The organism is Nonomuraea sp. B208 (genome assembly GCF_057536035.1).
This window is the reverse complement of sequence record NZ_BAAJOU010000021.1, coordinates 823232-838669: the sequence shown is the minus strand read 5'-3', so window position 1 is coordinate 838669 and position 15438 is coordinate 823232. Positions and strand designations below refer to the sequence as shown.

Sequence of the window (15438 nt, the reverse complement as noted above, 5' to 3'; positions counted from 1 at the left end):
TGCACCATATCTGGCTGATCAAGGACGTTCAATGAGATCGGCCGCCGTCCGTACTCCCTTCTCGACCGTCAGTCGCTCGCCGAGTCGGGCGGCCCGCTCGCGGTGGCGGGGTGCGGCCAGCAGCCGATCGGCCAGTTCCCGCCGGTCTAGCCGGCGGATCGGCAGCGGTGGCGGGCCGGCGCCGAGTGCCGCGACCCGGCGGCCCCAGAAGGGCTGGTCGGAGAAGAACGGGCAGACCACGCTCGGCACCCCGGCCGTGAGCGCCGTCCCGGTGGTCCCGGCGCCGCCGTGGTGCACGACCGCCGCCATGCGCGGGAACACCAGGTCGTGCGCCACCTCCCCCACCGGCAGCAGGTCGTCGCCTGCCGCCACCGGCAGTCCCTGGACGACGCCGCGCAGCCCGGCCAGCCGCAGCGCGGCGACGACCTCCCCGGCCACCCGCTCCGGGCACGGCATGCTGCCGAACCCGACGAACACCGGCGGCGGGCCGGCCGCGAGGAAGTCCTCCAATTCCTCGCTGCCACCCTTGCCCGGGAGCCGCCAGTAGCCGGTCAGGTGCACGTACCCGGGCCAGTCGCGCGGGCGCGGCACCACCAGCGGGCTGACCCCGCACAGCACCGGCACCCGCTCCCTCCGGTCGGCGGCGAACGGGCTCCCCCGCAGCGGCCCCAGCCCCAGCACCTCGGCGCGCAGCCGGTTCATCAGGGGGGCGAGCACCAGCAGTCCGGCCCGCTCCACGACCGCGTACGAGGCCCGGTTCCCGAGCCGCCCCAGCGTGGCGAGCGGCACCAGCGGGTTGGGGAACTCCCCGGTCGGCTCGCTCGGCTGGAACTGCAGGATCCGGTACGGCATCCCGTGCCGCTCGCTCAGATGCCGCCCGAACGCGCCCAGCGCGGGGGCGAGCACCAGGTCCGCGCCCGCGCAGCCGGCGTCCACCTCGGCGACCAGCCTGGCGGCCAGCGGCTCGACGACCGTCCTCAGCCCGCGTACGAAGCCGAGGGGCCCACTGTCCAGCCACGCCCGCCCCTCCTCGCCGTCCAGGACGGTCGCGGGATCCACGCTCAGCGCGACGAACCGCACGCCGGGAGCCGCCAGGGCGGCGTAGCGGGCGGGCGCGGCGAGCACGACGTCGTGCCCGCGCCCGGCCAGCTCAAGCGCCAGCGCGGCGCACGGCTGCGTGTCCCCGCGCGACCCCAGCGCCAGCACCGCGACCCTCACGACAGCGCCCTCACAACAGCGCCCTCACGACAGCGCCCTCACGACAGAACCCTCACGACAGCACCCGGCCCCGCGTCACTTGAGCGTCCTCAGCGCGATCAGCGCGCCCGCCAGCACCAGCCCGGCCGCCGCGAGCAGCCCGGTGGCGTACCCGGCGGCGAAGCTCGGGGCGGCCTGCACGACCGCCCCGACGGCGGCGATCCCGAACAGCCCGGACACCTCCCTGCTGACCGAGAAGACCCCGCCCGCGACCCCGGCCCGCGACGCGGGCACCGCACCCAGCACGGCCGAGCCCAGCGGCATGGTGAGCGCCGAGCCGATCCCGATCGCGCACACGGCGGGCAGCAGCCGCCCCCATCCGTCGCCCGCCTCCAGCGTCGCCGCGACCGCCATCCCGCCCGCGACCAGCGTCAGCCCGGCCGCCACAGTGCGCCCCGCGCCCACCCGCCGCTCCAGGAGCGGCGCGAGCGGCGTGACCAGCACCACGAGCAGCGCCAGCGGCACGAACGCGAGCCCCGACCCGGTCGGCGTGAACCCGAGCACCCCTTGCAGGAAGATCGCCGTGTAGAAGAACACGCCGTTCACGCCGAGCCCCCAGAGCACCTGGGCCGCCACCCCGCCCGCGAAGGCCCGCACCGCGAACAGCCGCAGGTCCACCATCGGATCGGCGGCCCGCCGCTCGGCCACGGCGAACGCGGCCCCGCCACCCGCGCACAGCGCCAGCGCGGCGACGACCGCCGGCGAGCCGTAGCCGTGCTCGCCGCCGTGGATCAGGGCGAAGGTCCCCGACGCCAGGAACACCGCCGAGGCCAGCACGCCGGGCACGTCCAGCGCCCGCCGTACCGGCCGCGAGGCGGGCACCGCCACGGCGGCGAGCGCGACGACCGCCGCGCCCAGCGGCACGTTGACGAGGAACACCCAGCTCCAGTGGGCGTGCTGGCTCAGGTAGCCGCCGACCACCGGCCCGAGCGCGAGCGCGGCCGCCCCGGACGCCATCCAGACGGCCACGCCCGTCGAGCGCCGCCGCTCGTCGAGGACGGCGAGCACGGCGAGCGTCGCGGGCAGCACCAGCGCCGCGCCCGCCCCCTGGACGAGCCGGGCGGCCACCAGCGGCCCCACCGTCCCGGCCAGCCCGGCCGCGAACGAGGCCGCGGTGAACAGCATCAGCCCGGTCAGCAACGTCGTACGGTGCCCCCAGACGTCGGCCAGCCGCCCGCCGGCGGGCATGAGACCGGCGAACGTCAGCAGGTAACCGGTGGCCACCCATTCCAGGGCGGCGAGGCTCGCGCCGAGGTCGCGCTGGATGCTGGGGAGCGCGACGGTGACGACGGTGTTGTCCAGGGTGGTGAGGAACCCGGCGAGGGCGACGGCGGTCAGCAGCCGGCGGCCGGTCGCCGGGCGGGTCGCGGTGCGGCCGGTCACCGGTCCACCTCCACCCAGGTCCAGCCGGTCCCGTCGGGGGTGGCCCGCACCACGCGGTCCCGTTCGCGCCCGATCCGCTCCCACCGTGGCCCGCCCTCGGCCCTGGGCCGGCCACGCCCTCCGGCCCCGGACGGGTCCTCGCGCGGCGCCGGGGGCCCCGGAGCCGCCACGGGCTCGCGCAGGGCCGGGGTGCCCGGAGCCGCGGCCGGCTCGCGGAGCTCCACGCGCCGGTGCAGCGCGCGCAGCGGCCTGGGCAGCCACCAGTTGGCCCCGCCCATGAGCCGCATCGTCGCGGGCACCAGCAGCGCCCGCACCAGGGTCGCGTCCACCACGATGGCCACGAACAACCCCACCCCCAGCAGCTTCACGATGGTGATCCCTGCGGTCGAGAACGCCCCGATCACCACCAGCAGCAGCAGCGCCGCGCTGGTGATCACCCCGCCGGTCTGCCGCAGCCCGGCGGCCACGGCGGCGGTGTTGTCCCCGGTGCGCAACCATTCGGCCCGCACCCGCGACAGCAGGAACAGCTCGTAGTCCATCGACAGCCCGAACACCACGGCGAGGATCAGCACGGTCACGGTCGCCTCGACCGTCCCGGTGGAGGTGAAGCCCAGCACGGACGCGAGGTGCCCGTCCTGGAACGCCCACACGATCACCCCGAGCGAGGCCCCGATGGACAGCACGTTCATGAGCAGCGCCTTGACCGGCAGCACCACGGACCCGAACGCGGCGAACAGCAGCACGGCGGTCACCGACCCCACCACCAGGGCCATCCAGGGCAGCCGGGCGGCAAGGCTGTCCATGAGGTCCATCTGCGCGGCCGTGGGCCCGCCGACGACGACGCGCCGCACGTTCGGCTCCGGCGACAACGTTCTGATGGCGGTGACGAGGTGCTGCGCGTCCGCCGACATGGGGTCCACGTCGTAGCGGACGGCGAGCCGGACGGCCCCGTTGTCCTCCGACAGCCCGGCGACGTCCACGCCGGTGACGTGGGGCAGCCGGCGCAGCCGCGCGGCGAGCGGGTCGGCGTCGTCCGGCGTGACGGGGGTGACGGCGCTGATCGCCGCGTGCCCCTGGCCGAGCGGCCCCGGCCGGGCGGGCGCCTCGGTGAAGGACCGCTCGACCAGCACGTGCACGTCGATCGCGGCCATCGAGTTGCGCCCGAAGTCCCGGTCGACGATCTCGGCCACCCGGCGGCTCTCGGAGTCCGCGGGCAGCACGCGGTGGTCCACGTTGCCGAACGTGACGTGCAGGAACGGCGCGGCCAGCGCCACCAGCACGGCGGCCACGGCCACGAAGTAGAGCACGGGCCGGCGCATGACGCTGGAGGCGACGGCGTGCCACATGCCGCCGCCGCTTCCGCCGTCCCCGAGGTCGGGGGTGAGCCGGAGCGCGTTCACCCGCCGCCCGAGCACGCCGAGCGCGGCCGGCAGCACGACGAGCGCCGCGCCCATCGCGACCAGCACCACGGCCGCCGCGCCGAGCCCGATCGAGCGCAGGAACATCTGCGGGAACGCCAGCAGCCCGAGCAGCGCCGTCGCCACGGTCAGCCCGGAGAAGGCGACGGTACGCCCGGCGGTGGCCATGGTCCGCACCACGGCCTGCTCGCTCGTCGCCCCGGCCGCGATCTCCTCGCGGAACGCCTTGAGCACGAACAGCGAGTAGTCCACGGCGAGCCCGAGCCCGAGCATGGTGACGACGTTGAGCGAGAAGACCGAGACCTCGGTGACCTCGGTGAGCAGCCGCAGCAGCACCAGCGCGCCGAGCACCGCGAACGCCCCCACGAGCAGCGGCAGCCCGGCCGCCACCAGGCTGCCGAACACCACGACCAGCAGCACCAGCAGCACCGGCATCGAGATGGCCTCGGCGCGGGCGAGGTCGGCGGCGGTCTGGCCGTTGAGCTCCTTCAGCAGCGGCACCGGCCCGCCGACCGAGACCTGGAGGTTCGTGGCCCGCCGCAGCCGGTCGGCGACGGCCGCGTAGCCGGCCTGCTTGTCGCCCTTGAGCGTGACCAGCGCGTACGTGGACCGCCCGTCCTTCGACACCATCAGCTTCGACCCGGTCGTCCAGTACGTCGCGAGCGCCCCCACGTGCTCGGCCGGCAGCGCCCGCAGCGCGTCGTGCACCGCCTTCTTGTATCGGGGGTCGCGGGCCTTGACGGACGGGTGGTGGTAGAGGACGACGACGTCGGGGGCGTGCGCGCCGTACCAGTCGTCGCTCCACCGGGCGGCGGTGGTGGAGTCGGCGCGCGGGTCCTCGAAGCCGCCGTCGGCCATCCGCCCGAACAGCTCCATGCCGAGCGGCGCGACGAGGAGGGCGGCCGCCAGGCTCAGCACCAGCAGCGTCCACCTGCCGCGGTAGACCAGGCGGCCCGCGCGCTCAAACAAGGGCGCCCTCCAGGTACGCCCGCAGGCAGGCGCGCCGGGCGAGCTTGCCGCTGGAGGTGCGGGGCACGGCCCCGGCCTCGGTCAGCACGAAGTCGTGCACCGCGAGGTCGTGCCCGGCCCGTACGGCGGCCCGCACCGCCCGCGCGACCTCCGCCGCGTCGGCCCCCTGCCCGCGCCGGGACCGCTCGGCCACCACGACCAGCCGCTCGGTGTCCTCGCCCGGCACCGCGAAGGCCGCCACCCGGTCGCGCCGCACCGCCTCGTGCGCCTCCTGGACCGTGGCCTCGATGTCCTGCGGGTAGTGGTTGCGGCCGTCCACGATGACGAGGTCCTTGATGCGGCCGGTGACGTAGAGGCGGCCGTCGTGCCACACGCCGAGGTCGCCGGTGCGCAGCCAGCCGTCGGCGCCGAAGACCTCGGCGGTGCGGGCCGGGTCGCGCCAGTAGGCGCGGGCCACGTTCGGCCCGCGCACCCAGATCTCGCCGACGTGGCCGTCCGGCTGGTCGCCGGCGTCGCCGACGATCCTGACCCGCTGCCCGTGCGGCCGCCCGCAGGCGACCAGGTGACTGGCCGGGCCCTCGGTCCAGGGGACGGCGCGCCCCTCGCGCAGGGCGTCGCGGGAGAAGGCCGTCACGACGGGCCGCTCGTCGCGGCCGGTGGCGGCGACGAACACGGTGGCCTCGGCCAGCCCGTACGCGGGCGTGTGCGCCTCGGGCCGCAGCCCGCACCCGGCGAAGGCCGCGTCGAAGGCGGCGAACGCGCCCGGCCGGACCGGCTCGGCCCCGTTGAGCATGACCCGGACCCCGGACAGGTCGAGCCCTTCCTTGTCCTCGGGGCGGACGCGGGCGGCGGTGAACTCATAGGCGAAGTTGGGCGCGCCGGTGAAGGCGTCGGTCTCCTCCGACAGCAGCCGCAGCCACCGTACCGGGCTCATGACGAACGCCACCGGGTCCATGAACACCGCCCGGTTCGCCCCCATGATCGGCATGGCGACGGTGGCGACCAGCCCCATGTCGTGGAAGAGCGGCAGCCAGAGCACCGCCGCCGAGACGCGGGGCCGGGCGCGGAAGACCTCCCAGAGCTGGGCGGCGTTGGCGGTCAGGTTGCCGTGCGTGATCTCGACCCCGGCGGGGGCGCGGGTCGAGCCGGAGGTGTACTGCAGGTAGGCGAGGTCGCCCGCGGCGATCGGCTCGCGCTCCCACTCGTCGGCGAGCAGGTCGGAGACGGCGTCCACGACGACGACAGGCGGCTCCTTCTCAAAAAGCCGGGCCTCCCCCAGGAAGGCGTCCACACCGGGCCGCGCGGCCGTCGTGGTGAGCACGACGGCGGGGGCGGCGTCGGCGAACGCCCGCTCCAGCCGCTCGCCGTGCCCCGGCAGCCCGGGGGCGAACAGCGGGACCGCCACCAGCCTGGCGTACATCGTGCCGAGCACGGCGACCACGTAGTCCAGCCCGGACGGCGCGAGCACGGCCGCCCGGTCGCCGGGGCGGGCCAGCTCGCGCAGCCGTACCGCGAGCGCCCTGGCCTTGAGGTCGGCCCGCGCCCACGTGTACGTCCGCCGGGAGCCGTCCCCGAGGTGGTCCACGAACGTGTACGCCGGCCCGTCCGGGACCTCGCGCGCCCACCGCGCCACCCGTGTGATCAGCATCTCGTCCGGCATGCCCGCGTCCCCTTGGCTGGAGCTGGAGGGACCTAGCAAATTACGGGAGGATCGGGCCGCGATTCTTGCCAAACCCCTGCACATTCCGCGGCCCGTCTTTTTTATCGAGTGACAAGACACGGGGCCGGATGGCAGGCTTTGACCGTTTTGTAGGGGGTTCTTGGTGCACGACTACGCACGCGATCTCGGCCTGCTCCGGGATCGCCGCTTCGCGCTGCTGTTGTCCGGGCGGACCATCTCCGTCCTCGGCAGCGCCTTCGCCCCGGTGGCGCTGGCGTTCGGCGTGCTCGAACTGCCCGGGGCGAGCGCCGGAACACTGTCGATGGTCCTCGCCGCGGCCTCGGTGCCCATGATCGCGTTCATGCTGGTGGGCGGGGTCGTCGCGGACCGGCTGCCGCGCCAGCAGGTCATGATGACCGGCGAGTTCCTGGCCTCCGCCGGCTACTTCGCGATCGGCGCCATGATGCTCACCGGCTGGACGCCGATGCCCGCGCTGATGACGGCCGCGGCGCTCACCGGCATCGCCACGTCGCTCGCGCTGCCCGCGCTCACCGGGATCATCCCCGACGTCGTGCCGCCCGACCGGCTGCAGTCCGGCAACGCGCTGCTCGGCCTCGGCGCGAACGCCTCCCGCGTCGGCGGGGCGGTGCTCGGCGGCGGCACGGTGACGCTGTTCGGCGGCGGCTGGGCGCTGGTCGCCAGCGGGGCCATGTTCGGCGGGGCGGGCGTGCTCGTCGCGCTCATGCGCTTCGACCGGATCGAGCGCCCGCCGGGCGAGCGGCACTCGGTGCTGAAGGACCTGCGGGACGGCTGGCGGGAGTTCCGCAGCCGGCAGTGGCTCTGGGTGGTCGTGGCGCAGTTCTCGCTGCTGATCATGGCGTTCGAGGCGGGGCACGGCGTGCTCGGGCCGCTGCTGTTCAAGGACCGCCTCGGCGGGCCGGCGGCCTGGTCGGCGTTCCTCGCGGCCGAGGCCGTCGGGATGATCGCCGGGGTGCTGGTGTCGATCCGGCTGCGCCCCCGGCGGCCGATCCTGGTGGGGGTGCTGCTGTGCCTGCCGGTGGCGCTGCCGTACCTGCTGCTCGGCAGCGACGCGCCGCTCTGGGCGGCCGTGGCCGCGGCGTTCGTGCTCGGGGTGTGCTTCGACGTCTTCGGCGTGCTCTGGCAGACCACGATGCAGCGGGAGGTGCCGCCCGAGGCGCTGTCGCGGGTCAGCTCGTACGACATGCTCGGCTCGCTCATGTTCGGGCCGCTCGGGCTGCTGCTGGCCGGAGGCGCGGCGGACGCGTTCGGGGCGGAGACGTCGCTGCTGGCCTGCGCCGCGATCATCGTGGTGTGCACGCTGGGCGCGCTGCTGGCCCCCGGCGTGCGGAACCTGCGCGCGCCGGTCGAGCCGGTCGAGCCCGTCACTCGATGATGAGCCGGACCACCACGCCCGCGCAGTTGCCCGCCACACAGATCCGCACCGGCACCTCCGAGATGCCGGCCTTCGCCGGGACGCCGCCCACGTGCCCGTCGGGGCCGATGGAGACGCCCTCGGGCAGCCTGCCGTGGTCGGTGACGGTGAAGGTGGGGAGCACGCCGGGCGGGCCGCCGTTGATCCCGATCTCGCCGTTCAGCGGCACCCCGGCCTTGCCGGGGAAGATCAGGTCGCGCGGCGTCCAGGGGACGTTGCCGAGCACCACCAGGGTCACCCGCGTCTCCCGGCAGGACGAGCCGGAGCAGATCTGGACGGGAGCGACGTAGGTGCCGACGCGGGCGGGCTTGCCGTGGAGGCGCCCGCCCTCGTCCACGCTGACGCCGACGGCGAGGTAGGCCGGCCGGACGGAGACGCCCTTGGCGGTGGGCAGGAGCTGCTGGGCGACCTCGATGCCCTCGGTGACGTAGAAGGTGTCCTCGACCAGCTCGCCCTCGGGGCGGTGGTAGGGAGTCTCCCGGGCCATCAGCTCGACGGGCGCGATCGGCTCGGTCAGCGACGGCACCGTGGCGGACAGCCCGCACACGGCCATCCCGGCCAGCAGGAAGACCCACCTTTGCCGCACGTGCACCCCCCGGTTCCGCTGCTTCCCGTACGTACCCCCTTCGCGGCGCAGCGTCACCAGATAATGGGGAGATGGCCGCTGAATCCGTACAGACCTTGGAACGCGGGCTTCGCCTGCTGCGACTGCTCGCCGACGGCAAGGCCGGGCGCACGCCGACGGAGCTGGCGGGTGAGCTGCGGCTGAGCCGGCCGGTGGTCTACCGGCTGCTGACGGCCCTGATGGCGGAGGGGTTCGTCCGCCGTGACGCTGATGGGCGGGTGCATCTGGGGTTCGGGGTGCTGGTGCTGGCGCAGGCGGTGCAGCCGCTGCTGCGGGCGGCGGCGGTGCCGACCCTGCGGCGGCTGGCCGAGGAGGTGGGCGCGACCGCGCACCTGACCGTGGCCGAGGGGGACGACGGCCTCGCCGTGGCGGTGGTGGAGCCGTCGTGGACCGACATGCACGTGGCCTACCGGGAGGGCTCCCGGCATCCGCTCACCAGGGGCGCGGCGGGGCAGGCGATCCTGGCGCTGCGCGAGGGGCGCGGCGACTACTTCGTCTCTGAGGGGCAGTTGCAGGAAGGAGCCCGGGGCGTCGCCGCGCCGGTGACCGGGCTGCCGTGGCTGGAGGCGTCGGTGGGGGTGGTGACGTTCGGGCCTCTGGACGAGCGCGCGGGGGCGCGCGTGGTGGCGGCGGCGGCCGAGCTGTCGGCCGCGCTGGGTTGACATCCTCGGGCACATGACGGACGGTTAGTACACATAGAGGACACTTGCGTCCGATAACAGGACAGCTTGGGAGGGGCCGGTATGCCGTACTACCGGGTCGTGGGAGAGGTGCCGCGCAAGCGGCACGTGCAGTTCAGGCGGCCGGACGGCGGGCTCTACGCCGAGGAGCTGATGGGCGAGGAGGGCTTCTCGTCCGACTCCTCGCTGCTCTACCACCGCCACCTGCCGACCGCGATCGTCAAGGCCGAGGCCGTCGAGCCGGTCGCCGGGACGCGGCTGGAGCCCAACCTGCCGCTGTCGCCGCGCCACTTCCGCACCCAGGAGCTGGGCAGCGCGGGCGACCTGGTGGGCGGGCGCATGCTGCTGGCGGGCAACGGCGACGTCCGCTTGTCGTACGCGACCAGCGACCGCCCGAGCGAGCTCTACCGCAACTCCATGGGCGACGAGTGCGTCTACGTCCAGCGCGGCCGGGTGCGCTTCGAGTCCACCTACGGCGTGATCGAGGCCGGCGAGGGCGACTACGTCGTCATCCCGACCGGCACCATCCACCGCTGGGTGCCGGACGGCCAGGTCAACGTGCTGGCCATCGAGGCGTCCGGGCACATCAGGCCGCCCAAGCGCTATCTGTCGCAGTACGGCCAGTTCCTGGAGCACGCGCCCTACTGCGAGCGCGACCTGCGCGCCCCCTCCGAGCCGCTGCTCGCCGAGGGCGAGGAGGTGCCGGTGCTGGTGCGCACGCGCGGCGGACTGACCCGCCTGGTCTACCGCGACCACCCGTTCGACGTGGTGGGCTGGGACGGCTGCCTCTACCCGTACGCGTTCAACATCGACGACTTCGAGCCGGTGGTGAAGAAGACGCACGCGCCGCCGCCGGTGCACCAGACGTTCGAGGGGCCGGGATTCGTGGTGTGCTCGTTCTGCCCCCGGCCGCTGGACTTCCACCCCGAGGCCGTGCCGATCCCGTACAACCACCACAACGTGGACTCCGACGAGTTCATGTTCTACGTGGGCGGCGACTACTCCGCCCGCAGGGGCTCGGGCATCGACGTCGGCTCGGTGTCGCTGCACCCGGCCGGTTTCACGCACGGGCCGCAGCCCGGCGCGGTCGAGGCGGTCGTCGAGGCGGTGGCGAACGGCGTGACGACCACCAGCGAGATGGCCGTCATGGTCGACACCTTCCGCCCGCTCGACCTCGGCCCGGCCGCCCTGTCCTGCGAGGACTCCGGCTACGCCTGGACGTGGGCCCGATGAGCGCCACCCTGTACGCCGCGCTCGTGGACGACGCCGGGCTGTTCCCGCCGACGTCCCTGCACATGGAGGAGGCGCTCGCCCGCAACCGGCGCGACCTGGAGAGCGGCAACCCGGTGCTCACCAACCGCTTCCTGTGCCCGGCCGGCCGTCTCGACCGGCTGCGCGGCCAGGACTTCCGGCCGGAGCGCATCGGGCTGATCCTCGACACCGAGGAGCTGCCCGACTTCGGCGACCTGCCGATCGATCTGGTCGAGACGCCTCTGCCGGAGGGCGAGACCGTCGAGGCGCTCGCCGCGCGGCTCCGGCTGCCCCTGGGGGTCCGGCTGTTCGCCGAGGTCCAGCCGCGCAAGCTGGCGATCGACGTGCCCGAGGGCACGGGGCTCAAGGTGCGCTGCGGCGGGCTGACGGCCGACGCGTTCCCGGCGGTGGAGCCGCTGGCGGCGTTCATCAGGTCGTGCGTGGACCACGGGGTGCCGTTCAAGGCCACCGCGGGGCTGCACCACGCGGTGCGGCACTTCGACCCCTCGCTCGGCGTGGACCGGCACGGGTTCCTCAACCTGCTGCTGGCCGTCTGCGAGGCCGTGCAGGGGCGCGATCCCGCGCACGCCCTGCGCATGACCGACGTGGGGCAGCTCGTGCGGATGGCGCGGGCGGTGCCCGAGGAGATCGCGGCGCGGGCGCGGCGGCTGCTGGTGAGCTACGGCTCCTGCGCCACCCACACGCCTTTGGAGGACCTGCGTACGCTGGGCCTGATCGAGGAGGATCAGTGAGCTGGGGCATCGACAACCTGCCGTACGGCGTCTTCTCCCTGCCGGGGCAGGAGCCCCGCGTCGGGGTGCGCTACGGCGACAGGGTGCTCGACCTGACCGCCGCGCTGCACGACGAGGTGTTCGCCGCGCCGTCGCTCAACCCGTTCATGGCGCGGGGCCGCGCGGCCTGGCGGGACACCCGGGCGCTCATCCAGGAGAAGCTGACGAGCGACCTGTCGGTCGTCGAGCGCCACCTGGTCCCCCTGGCGCAGGTCGAGCTGCACATGCCCGTCGAGGTGGCCGACTACGTCGACTTCTACTGCTCGCTGGAGCACGCGAGCAACGTCGGGCGGATGTTCCGGCCGGACGACGAGCCGTTGATGCCCAACTGGCGGCACCTGCCGGTCGGCTACCACGGCAGGTCGGGCACGGTCGTGGTGTCCGGCACGCCGGTGCGCCGGCCTCAGGGGCAGCTCGGCGCGGGCCGGTTCGGGCCGTGCGCGAAGCTGGACGTCGAGGCCGAGCTGGGGTTCGTGGTCGGGGTGCCGACGGAGATGGGCACGCCGGCCGGCGAGTTCGAGGACCACGTGTTCGGGGTGACGCTGGTCAACGACTGGAGCGCGCGCGACATCCAGTCGTGGGAGTACCGCCCGCTCGGGCCGTTCCTGGCCAAGTCGTTCGCCACGTCGGTCTCGCCGTGGGTGACGCCGCTGGAGGCGCTGCCCCGGATCCCGGGGCGGGCGCAGGACCCCGAGCCGCTGCCCTACCTGCGCAGGAAGGCGGACTGGGGGCTGGACATCGCGGTCGAGATCCTGCTCAACGGCGAGGTCGTGGCCCGGCCCCCTTACGCGGAGATGTACTGGACGCCCGACCAGATGCTCGCGCACCTGACCGTGAACGGGGCCTCGCTGCGCACCGGCGACCTGTTCGCCAGCGGCACGATCTCGGGTCCCGAGCGCGGCCAGCGCGGCTCGTTCATCGAGCTGACCTGGAACGGCGCCGACCCGATCAAGCTCGGCAGCGGCGAGACGCGCACGTTCCTGGAGGACGGCGACACGGTGACGATCAGGGCGACGGCCGGCGACGTGACCTTGGGGGAGGTTTCCGGAACTGTCGTACAGGCCCTGGACGTCACTCAACGTGCTTGACCGGTGACTCCCCGCTAATCTTGGAGGACCCCTTCTCCCGGACAGCAGGAGTCATCTCTCATGCGGCGTGCCGCGACGCTTCGTGTCGCCTTCCTCCTGGTCTGCGCCATGGCGGCGATGTCCGTGGCGTGCGGCTGCGGGCCGGTCACCGCGGAGACGCCCGCCGCCCCGCCGGTCGTGAAGATCGCGCCGGCCCTCGACAGCGTCCGCGCCCGGCCGGGCCGCGGCCTGGTGATCAGGGCGACGGGCGGCACGCTGAGCGAGGTGGCGGCGCTCACCGGAGGCGAGCCGGTGCCCGGCCGGCTCGACGCCTCGCGCCGCGTCTGGCGCTCGGACTGGACGCTGAAGCCCGGCGCCGAATACACCGTGGCCGCCACCGCCACCTCGCCGGGCGGCCCCGCCACCGTGCTGGCCGGCCGCTTCCGCACCCGCCCCGCCCAGGAGACCTTCGGGCTCGCGGCCACCGCGCCGCTGCCCGGCGAGACGGTCGGCGTCGGCATGCCGGTCATCCTCGACTTCGACCGCCCGATCGAGGACAAGGCGGCCGTCGAGCGGGCCCTTGAGGTCAGGTCCGGGCATCCCGCCGAGGGCGCCTGGCACTGGGCCGGCGACACCCGCGTCATCTACCGCACGCGCCGCTTCTGGACGCCCCGGCAGCGGGTCACCGTCACCGCGCACCTGGCCGGGGTGCGCGCGGCCGACGGCGTGCACGGAGCCGTCGACTCCACCTTCGCCTTCACCGTCGGCCGCGCCCAGACCAGCGTGGTCGACACCCGCACCCACCGGATGACGGTCGAGCGCGACGGCCGCACCGCCCAGCGCATGGCGATCAGCGCCGGCATGGCCACCACCCGCGAATACACCACGACCAGCGGCGTGCACCTCACCATGGACAAGGGCGACCCGGTCCGCATGATCTCCCCCGGCCGCGAGAAGGGCGACCCCGGCTTCTACGACCTGCTCATCGAGCACGCCGTACGCATCTCCGACAGCGGCGAGTACATCCACGCCAAGGACAACGTGTGGGCCCAGGGCCGCCGCAACGTCAGCCACGGCTGCGTCAACGCCCGCCCCGACCAGGCCGCCTGGTTCTACGCGAGCTCACTGCGCGGCGATCCCGTCACGATCACCGGCACCGGGCGCGAGCTCGCGTGGGACAACGGGTGGGGTTTCTGGCAGCTCACCTGGGAGAGGTGGATCGAGGGGAGCGCCCTGCGGGCCGCCGACGCCGCAGGTGAGAGGGTGCCGCCGGGGTTGACTCCGGGGCTAGGTTAGAAGAGGGGGGAACCACCCGCGGCACGGGCCCGTTGTTCTTACAGGAGGGCCGGACATGGATGAATGGGTCATCTGGGTAATCCTCGCAGTCGTCCTCGGCGTGGCGGAGCTTTTCACCTTCACGGCGGCTCTCGGGCTGCTCGGCGCGGCGGCCCTCCTCACCGCCGCGACCGCGGCCATCGGCCTGCCCGTCCCGCTGCAGTTAATATTCTTCGCCGCCGCCTCCGCGGCCGGTCTCCTGGTCGTCAGGCCGCTCGCCCTGCGGCACATCAAGCAGCCGCAGCTCCAGCGGTTCGGCGTGGAAGCCCTCGTCGGCAAGCCCGCGTACACGGTCTCGGAGGTCACCGGGCGTGAGGGGCGGATCCGCGTCGGGGGCGAGGAGTGGTCGGCGCGTGCCTACGACGAGACACTCGTGATCCCCGCGGGCGCGACCGTAGACATCATCGAGATCGAGGGCGCGACCGCCCTCGTATATCCCCGGGAGTAGGCATGGATCCGCTCTTGATGGTCGGCATCTTCGTCATCCTGTTCGCCGTCTTCACCGTGCTCAGAGCCGTACGGATCGTGCCGCAGGCCCGGGCCCGCAACGTCGAGCGGCTCGGCCGTTACCACCGCACGCTCAAACCCGGGCTCAACTTCGTCATCCCGTACATCGACCGCGTCTACGCCATGATCGATCTGCGGGAGCAGGTCGTCTCGTTCCGCCCGCAGCCGGTCATCACCGAGGACAACCTGGTCGTCGAGATCGACACGGTGCTCTACTTCCAGGTCACCGACCCGCGGGCGGCGGCGTACGAGATCGCCAACTACATCCAGGCCGTCGAGCAGCTCACCGTCACCACGCTGCGCAACGTCGTCGGCTCGATGGACCTGGAGAAGACGCTGACCTCCCGCGACACCATCAACAGCCAGCTGCGCGGGGTGCTCGACGAGGCCACCGGCAAGTGGGGCATCCGCGTCAACCGCGTCGAGATCAAGGCGATCGACCCGCCCAAGACCATCAAGGACGCGATGGAGAAGCAGATGCGGGCCGAGCGCGACAAGCGGGCCGCGATCCTGACCGCCGAGGGCCAGCGCCAGTCGCAGATCCTCACGGCCGAGGGCGACAAGCAGAGCCGCATCCTGCGCGCCGAGGGCACCAGGGCCGCGGCGATCCTGGAGGCCGAGGGCCAGTCGCGCGCCATCGACCAGGTCTTCCAGGCCGTGCACCGCAACGACCCCGACCCCAAGCTGCTCGCCTACCAGTACCTCCAGGTGCTGCCACAGCTCGCCCAGGGTCAGGGCAACACGTTCTGGGTGATCCCGAGCGAGGTCACCTCGGCGCTGACGGGCGTGTCGAAGGCGTTCACCGAGGCGCTGCCGCGTTCGGCGGCCACCCGCGAGGAGGTGGCTCCGGAGCACTCGGCGGCCGACGAGGACGCCGCCCGCGCGGCGGAGGCCGCGGCCGAGGCCGTCGCCGACGCCCAGGAGGCCGACCCCAAGGGCCCGCGCCAGCTCACCCAGGCCATGCAGGAGCCGTCCCCCTTCCCCGACCTCGACCCGCAGCCCAAGGAGGCCGAGCGCTGAGCCCCTGGCGCACCGGCCCGGT

At 73.9% G+C, this 15438-nt stretch carries 13 protein-coding genes; 8 read left to right on the top strand and 5 right to left on the bottom strand.

The features are described from left to right. Positions 1-18: 18 nt before the first annotated feature. The 4 genes from AC27IY_RS20970 to AC27IY_RS20955 form a co-directional block, all read right to left on the bottom strand. Complete coding sequence (locus AC27IY_RS20970) at positions 19-1218, bottom strand: glycosyltransferase (protein ID WP_487178916.1); 1200 nt, start codon at positions 1216-1218, stop codon at positions 19-21. A gap of 75 nt (positions 1219-1293) precedes the next feature. Next, positions 1294-2640 carry an MFS transporter gene (locus AC27IY_RS20965; protein ID WP_371249661.1) on the bottom strand — a complete coding sequence of 449 codons (1347 nt, stop codon included), beginning with the start codon at positions 2638-2640 and terminating at the stop codon, positions 1294-1296. Beyond that, positions 2637-5027 carry an MMPL family transporter gene (locus tag AC27IY_RS20960; protein ID WP_487178915.1) on the bottom strand — a complete coding sequence of 797 codons (2391 nt, stop codon included), beginning with the start codon at positions 5025-5027 and terminating at the stop codon, positions 2637-2639. The genes AC27IY_RS20965 and AC27IY_RS20960 overlap by 4 nt, the downstream gene beginning before the upstream one ends. Then, positions 5020-6687, bottom strand: a complete 1668-nt coding sequence (locus AC27IY_RS20955; RefSeq protein WP_487178914.1) for a fatty acyl-AMP ligase — start codon at positions 6685-6687, stop codon at positions 5020-5022. The genes AC27IY_RS20960 and AC27IY_RS20955 overlap by 8 nt, the downstream gene beginning before the upstream one ends. Before the next feature lie 163 nt (positions 6688-6850). Here AC27IY_RS20955 and AC27IY_RS20950 point away from each other — a divergent pair, with 163 nt between their 5' ends. Beyond that, complete coding sequence (locus AC27IY_RS20950; protein WP_344211546.1) at positions 6851-8101, top strand: MFS transporter; 1251 nt, start codon at positions 6851-6853, stop codon at positions 8099-8101. On the opposite strand, the gene AC27IY_RS20945 is transcribed toward AC27IY_RS20950, so the two are convergent. Beyond that, entirely contained in the window at positions 8091-8726 is a 636-nt protein-coding gene (locus AC27IY_RS20945; protein WP_344211548.1) for a hypothetical protein, read from the bottom strand. The genes AC27IY_RS20950 and AC27IY_RS20945 overlap by 11 nt on opposite strands. A 71-nt stretch (positions 8727-8797) precedes the next feature. Between AC27IY_RS20945 and AC27IY_RS20940 the strand changes: the two genes are divergently transcribed. The 7 genes from AC27IY_RS20940 (at position 8798) to AC27IY_RS20910 (ending at position 15416) form a co-directional block, all read left to right on the top strand. Continuing rightward, positions 8798-9427 (top strand): IclR family transcriptional regulator, encoded by a 630-nt coding sequence (locus AC27IY_RS20940; protein ID WP_344211550.1) that lies wholly within the window; start codon positions 8798-8800, stop codon positions 9425-9427. Positions 9428-9508: 81 nt separating this feature from the next. Then, positions 9509-10678 carry a homogentisate 1,2-dioxygenase domain-containing protein gene (locus AC27IY_RS20935; protein ID WP_487178913.1) on the top strand — a complete coding sequence of 390 codons (1170 nt, stop codon included), beginning with the start codon at positions 9509-9511 and terminating at the stop codon, positions 10676-10678. Beyond that, on the top strand, positions 10675-11448 hold the full coding sequence (locus tag AC27IY_RS20930) for a hypothetical protein (RefSeq protein ID WP_344211554.1): 774 nt from the start codon (positions 10675-10677) through the stop codon (positions 11446-11448). The genes AC27IY_RS20935 and AC27IY_RS20930 overlap by 4 nt, the downstream gene beginning before the upstream one ends. Beyond that, on the top strand, positions 11445-12575 hold the full coding sequence (gene fahA / locus AC27IY_RS20925) for a fumarylacetoacetase (RefSeq protein ID WP_487178912.1): 1131 nt from the start codon (positions 11445-11447) through the stop codon (positions 12573-12575). Before AC27IY_RS20930 ends, fahA begins: the two co-directional genes overlap by 4 nt. Positions 12576-12635: 60 nt before the next feature. Next, positions 12636-13850, top strand: a complete 1215-nt coding sequence (locus AC27IY_RS20920) for a L,D-transpeptidase (RefSeq protein WP_487178911.1) — start codon at positions 12636-12638, stop codon at positions 13848-13850. A gap of 55 nt (positions 13851-13905) precedes the next feature. After that, positions 13906-14337 (top strand): NfeD family protein, encoded by a 432-nt coding sequence (locus AC27IY_RS20915; RefSeq protein ID WP_344211560.1) that lies wholly within the window; start codon positions 13906-13908, stop codon positions 14335-14337. Between the two features lie 2 nt (positions 14338-14339). Next, a complete protein-coding gene (locus tag AC27IY_RS20910; RefSeq protein WP_344211562.1) occupies positions 14340-15416 on the top strand; it encodes an SPFH domain-containing protein in 1077 nt (358 codons plus the stop codon). The last annotated feature ends 22 nt before the right edge of the window (positions 15417-15438 follow it).

Coding starts and splice junctions, on each gene's coding strand:
- AC27IY_RS20955 (WP_487178914.1), bottom strand. CDS start 6,687: ATGCCGGACGAGATGCTGATCACACGGGTGGCGCGGTGGGCGCGCGAG.
- AC27IY_RS20940 (WP_344211550.1), top strand. CDS start 8,798: ATGGCCGCTGAATCCGTACAGACCTTGGAACGCGGGCTTCGCCTGCTG.
- AC27IY_RS20935 (WP_487178913.1), top strand. CDS start 9,509: ATGCCGTACTACCGGGTCGTGGGAGAGGTGCCGCGCAAGCGGCACGTG.
- AC27IY_RS20930 (WP_344211554.1), top strand. CDS start 10,675: ATGAGCGCCACCCTGTACGCCGCGCTCGTGGACGACGCCGGGCTGTTC.
- AC27IY_RS20920 (WP_487178911.1), top strand. CDS start 12,636: ATGCGGCGTGCCGCGACGCTTCGTGTCGCCTTCCTCCTGGTCTGCGCC.
- AC27IY_RS20915 (WP_344211560.1), top strand. CDS start 13,906: ATGGATGAATGGGTCATCTGGGTAATCCTCGCAGTCGTCCTCGGCGTG.
- AC27IY_RS20910 (WP_344211562.1), top strand. CDS start 14,340: ATGGATCCGCTCTTGATGGTCGGCATCTTCGTCATCCTGTTCGCCGTC.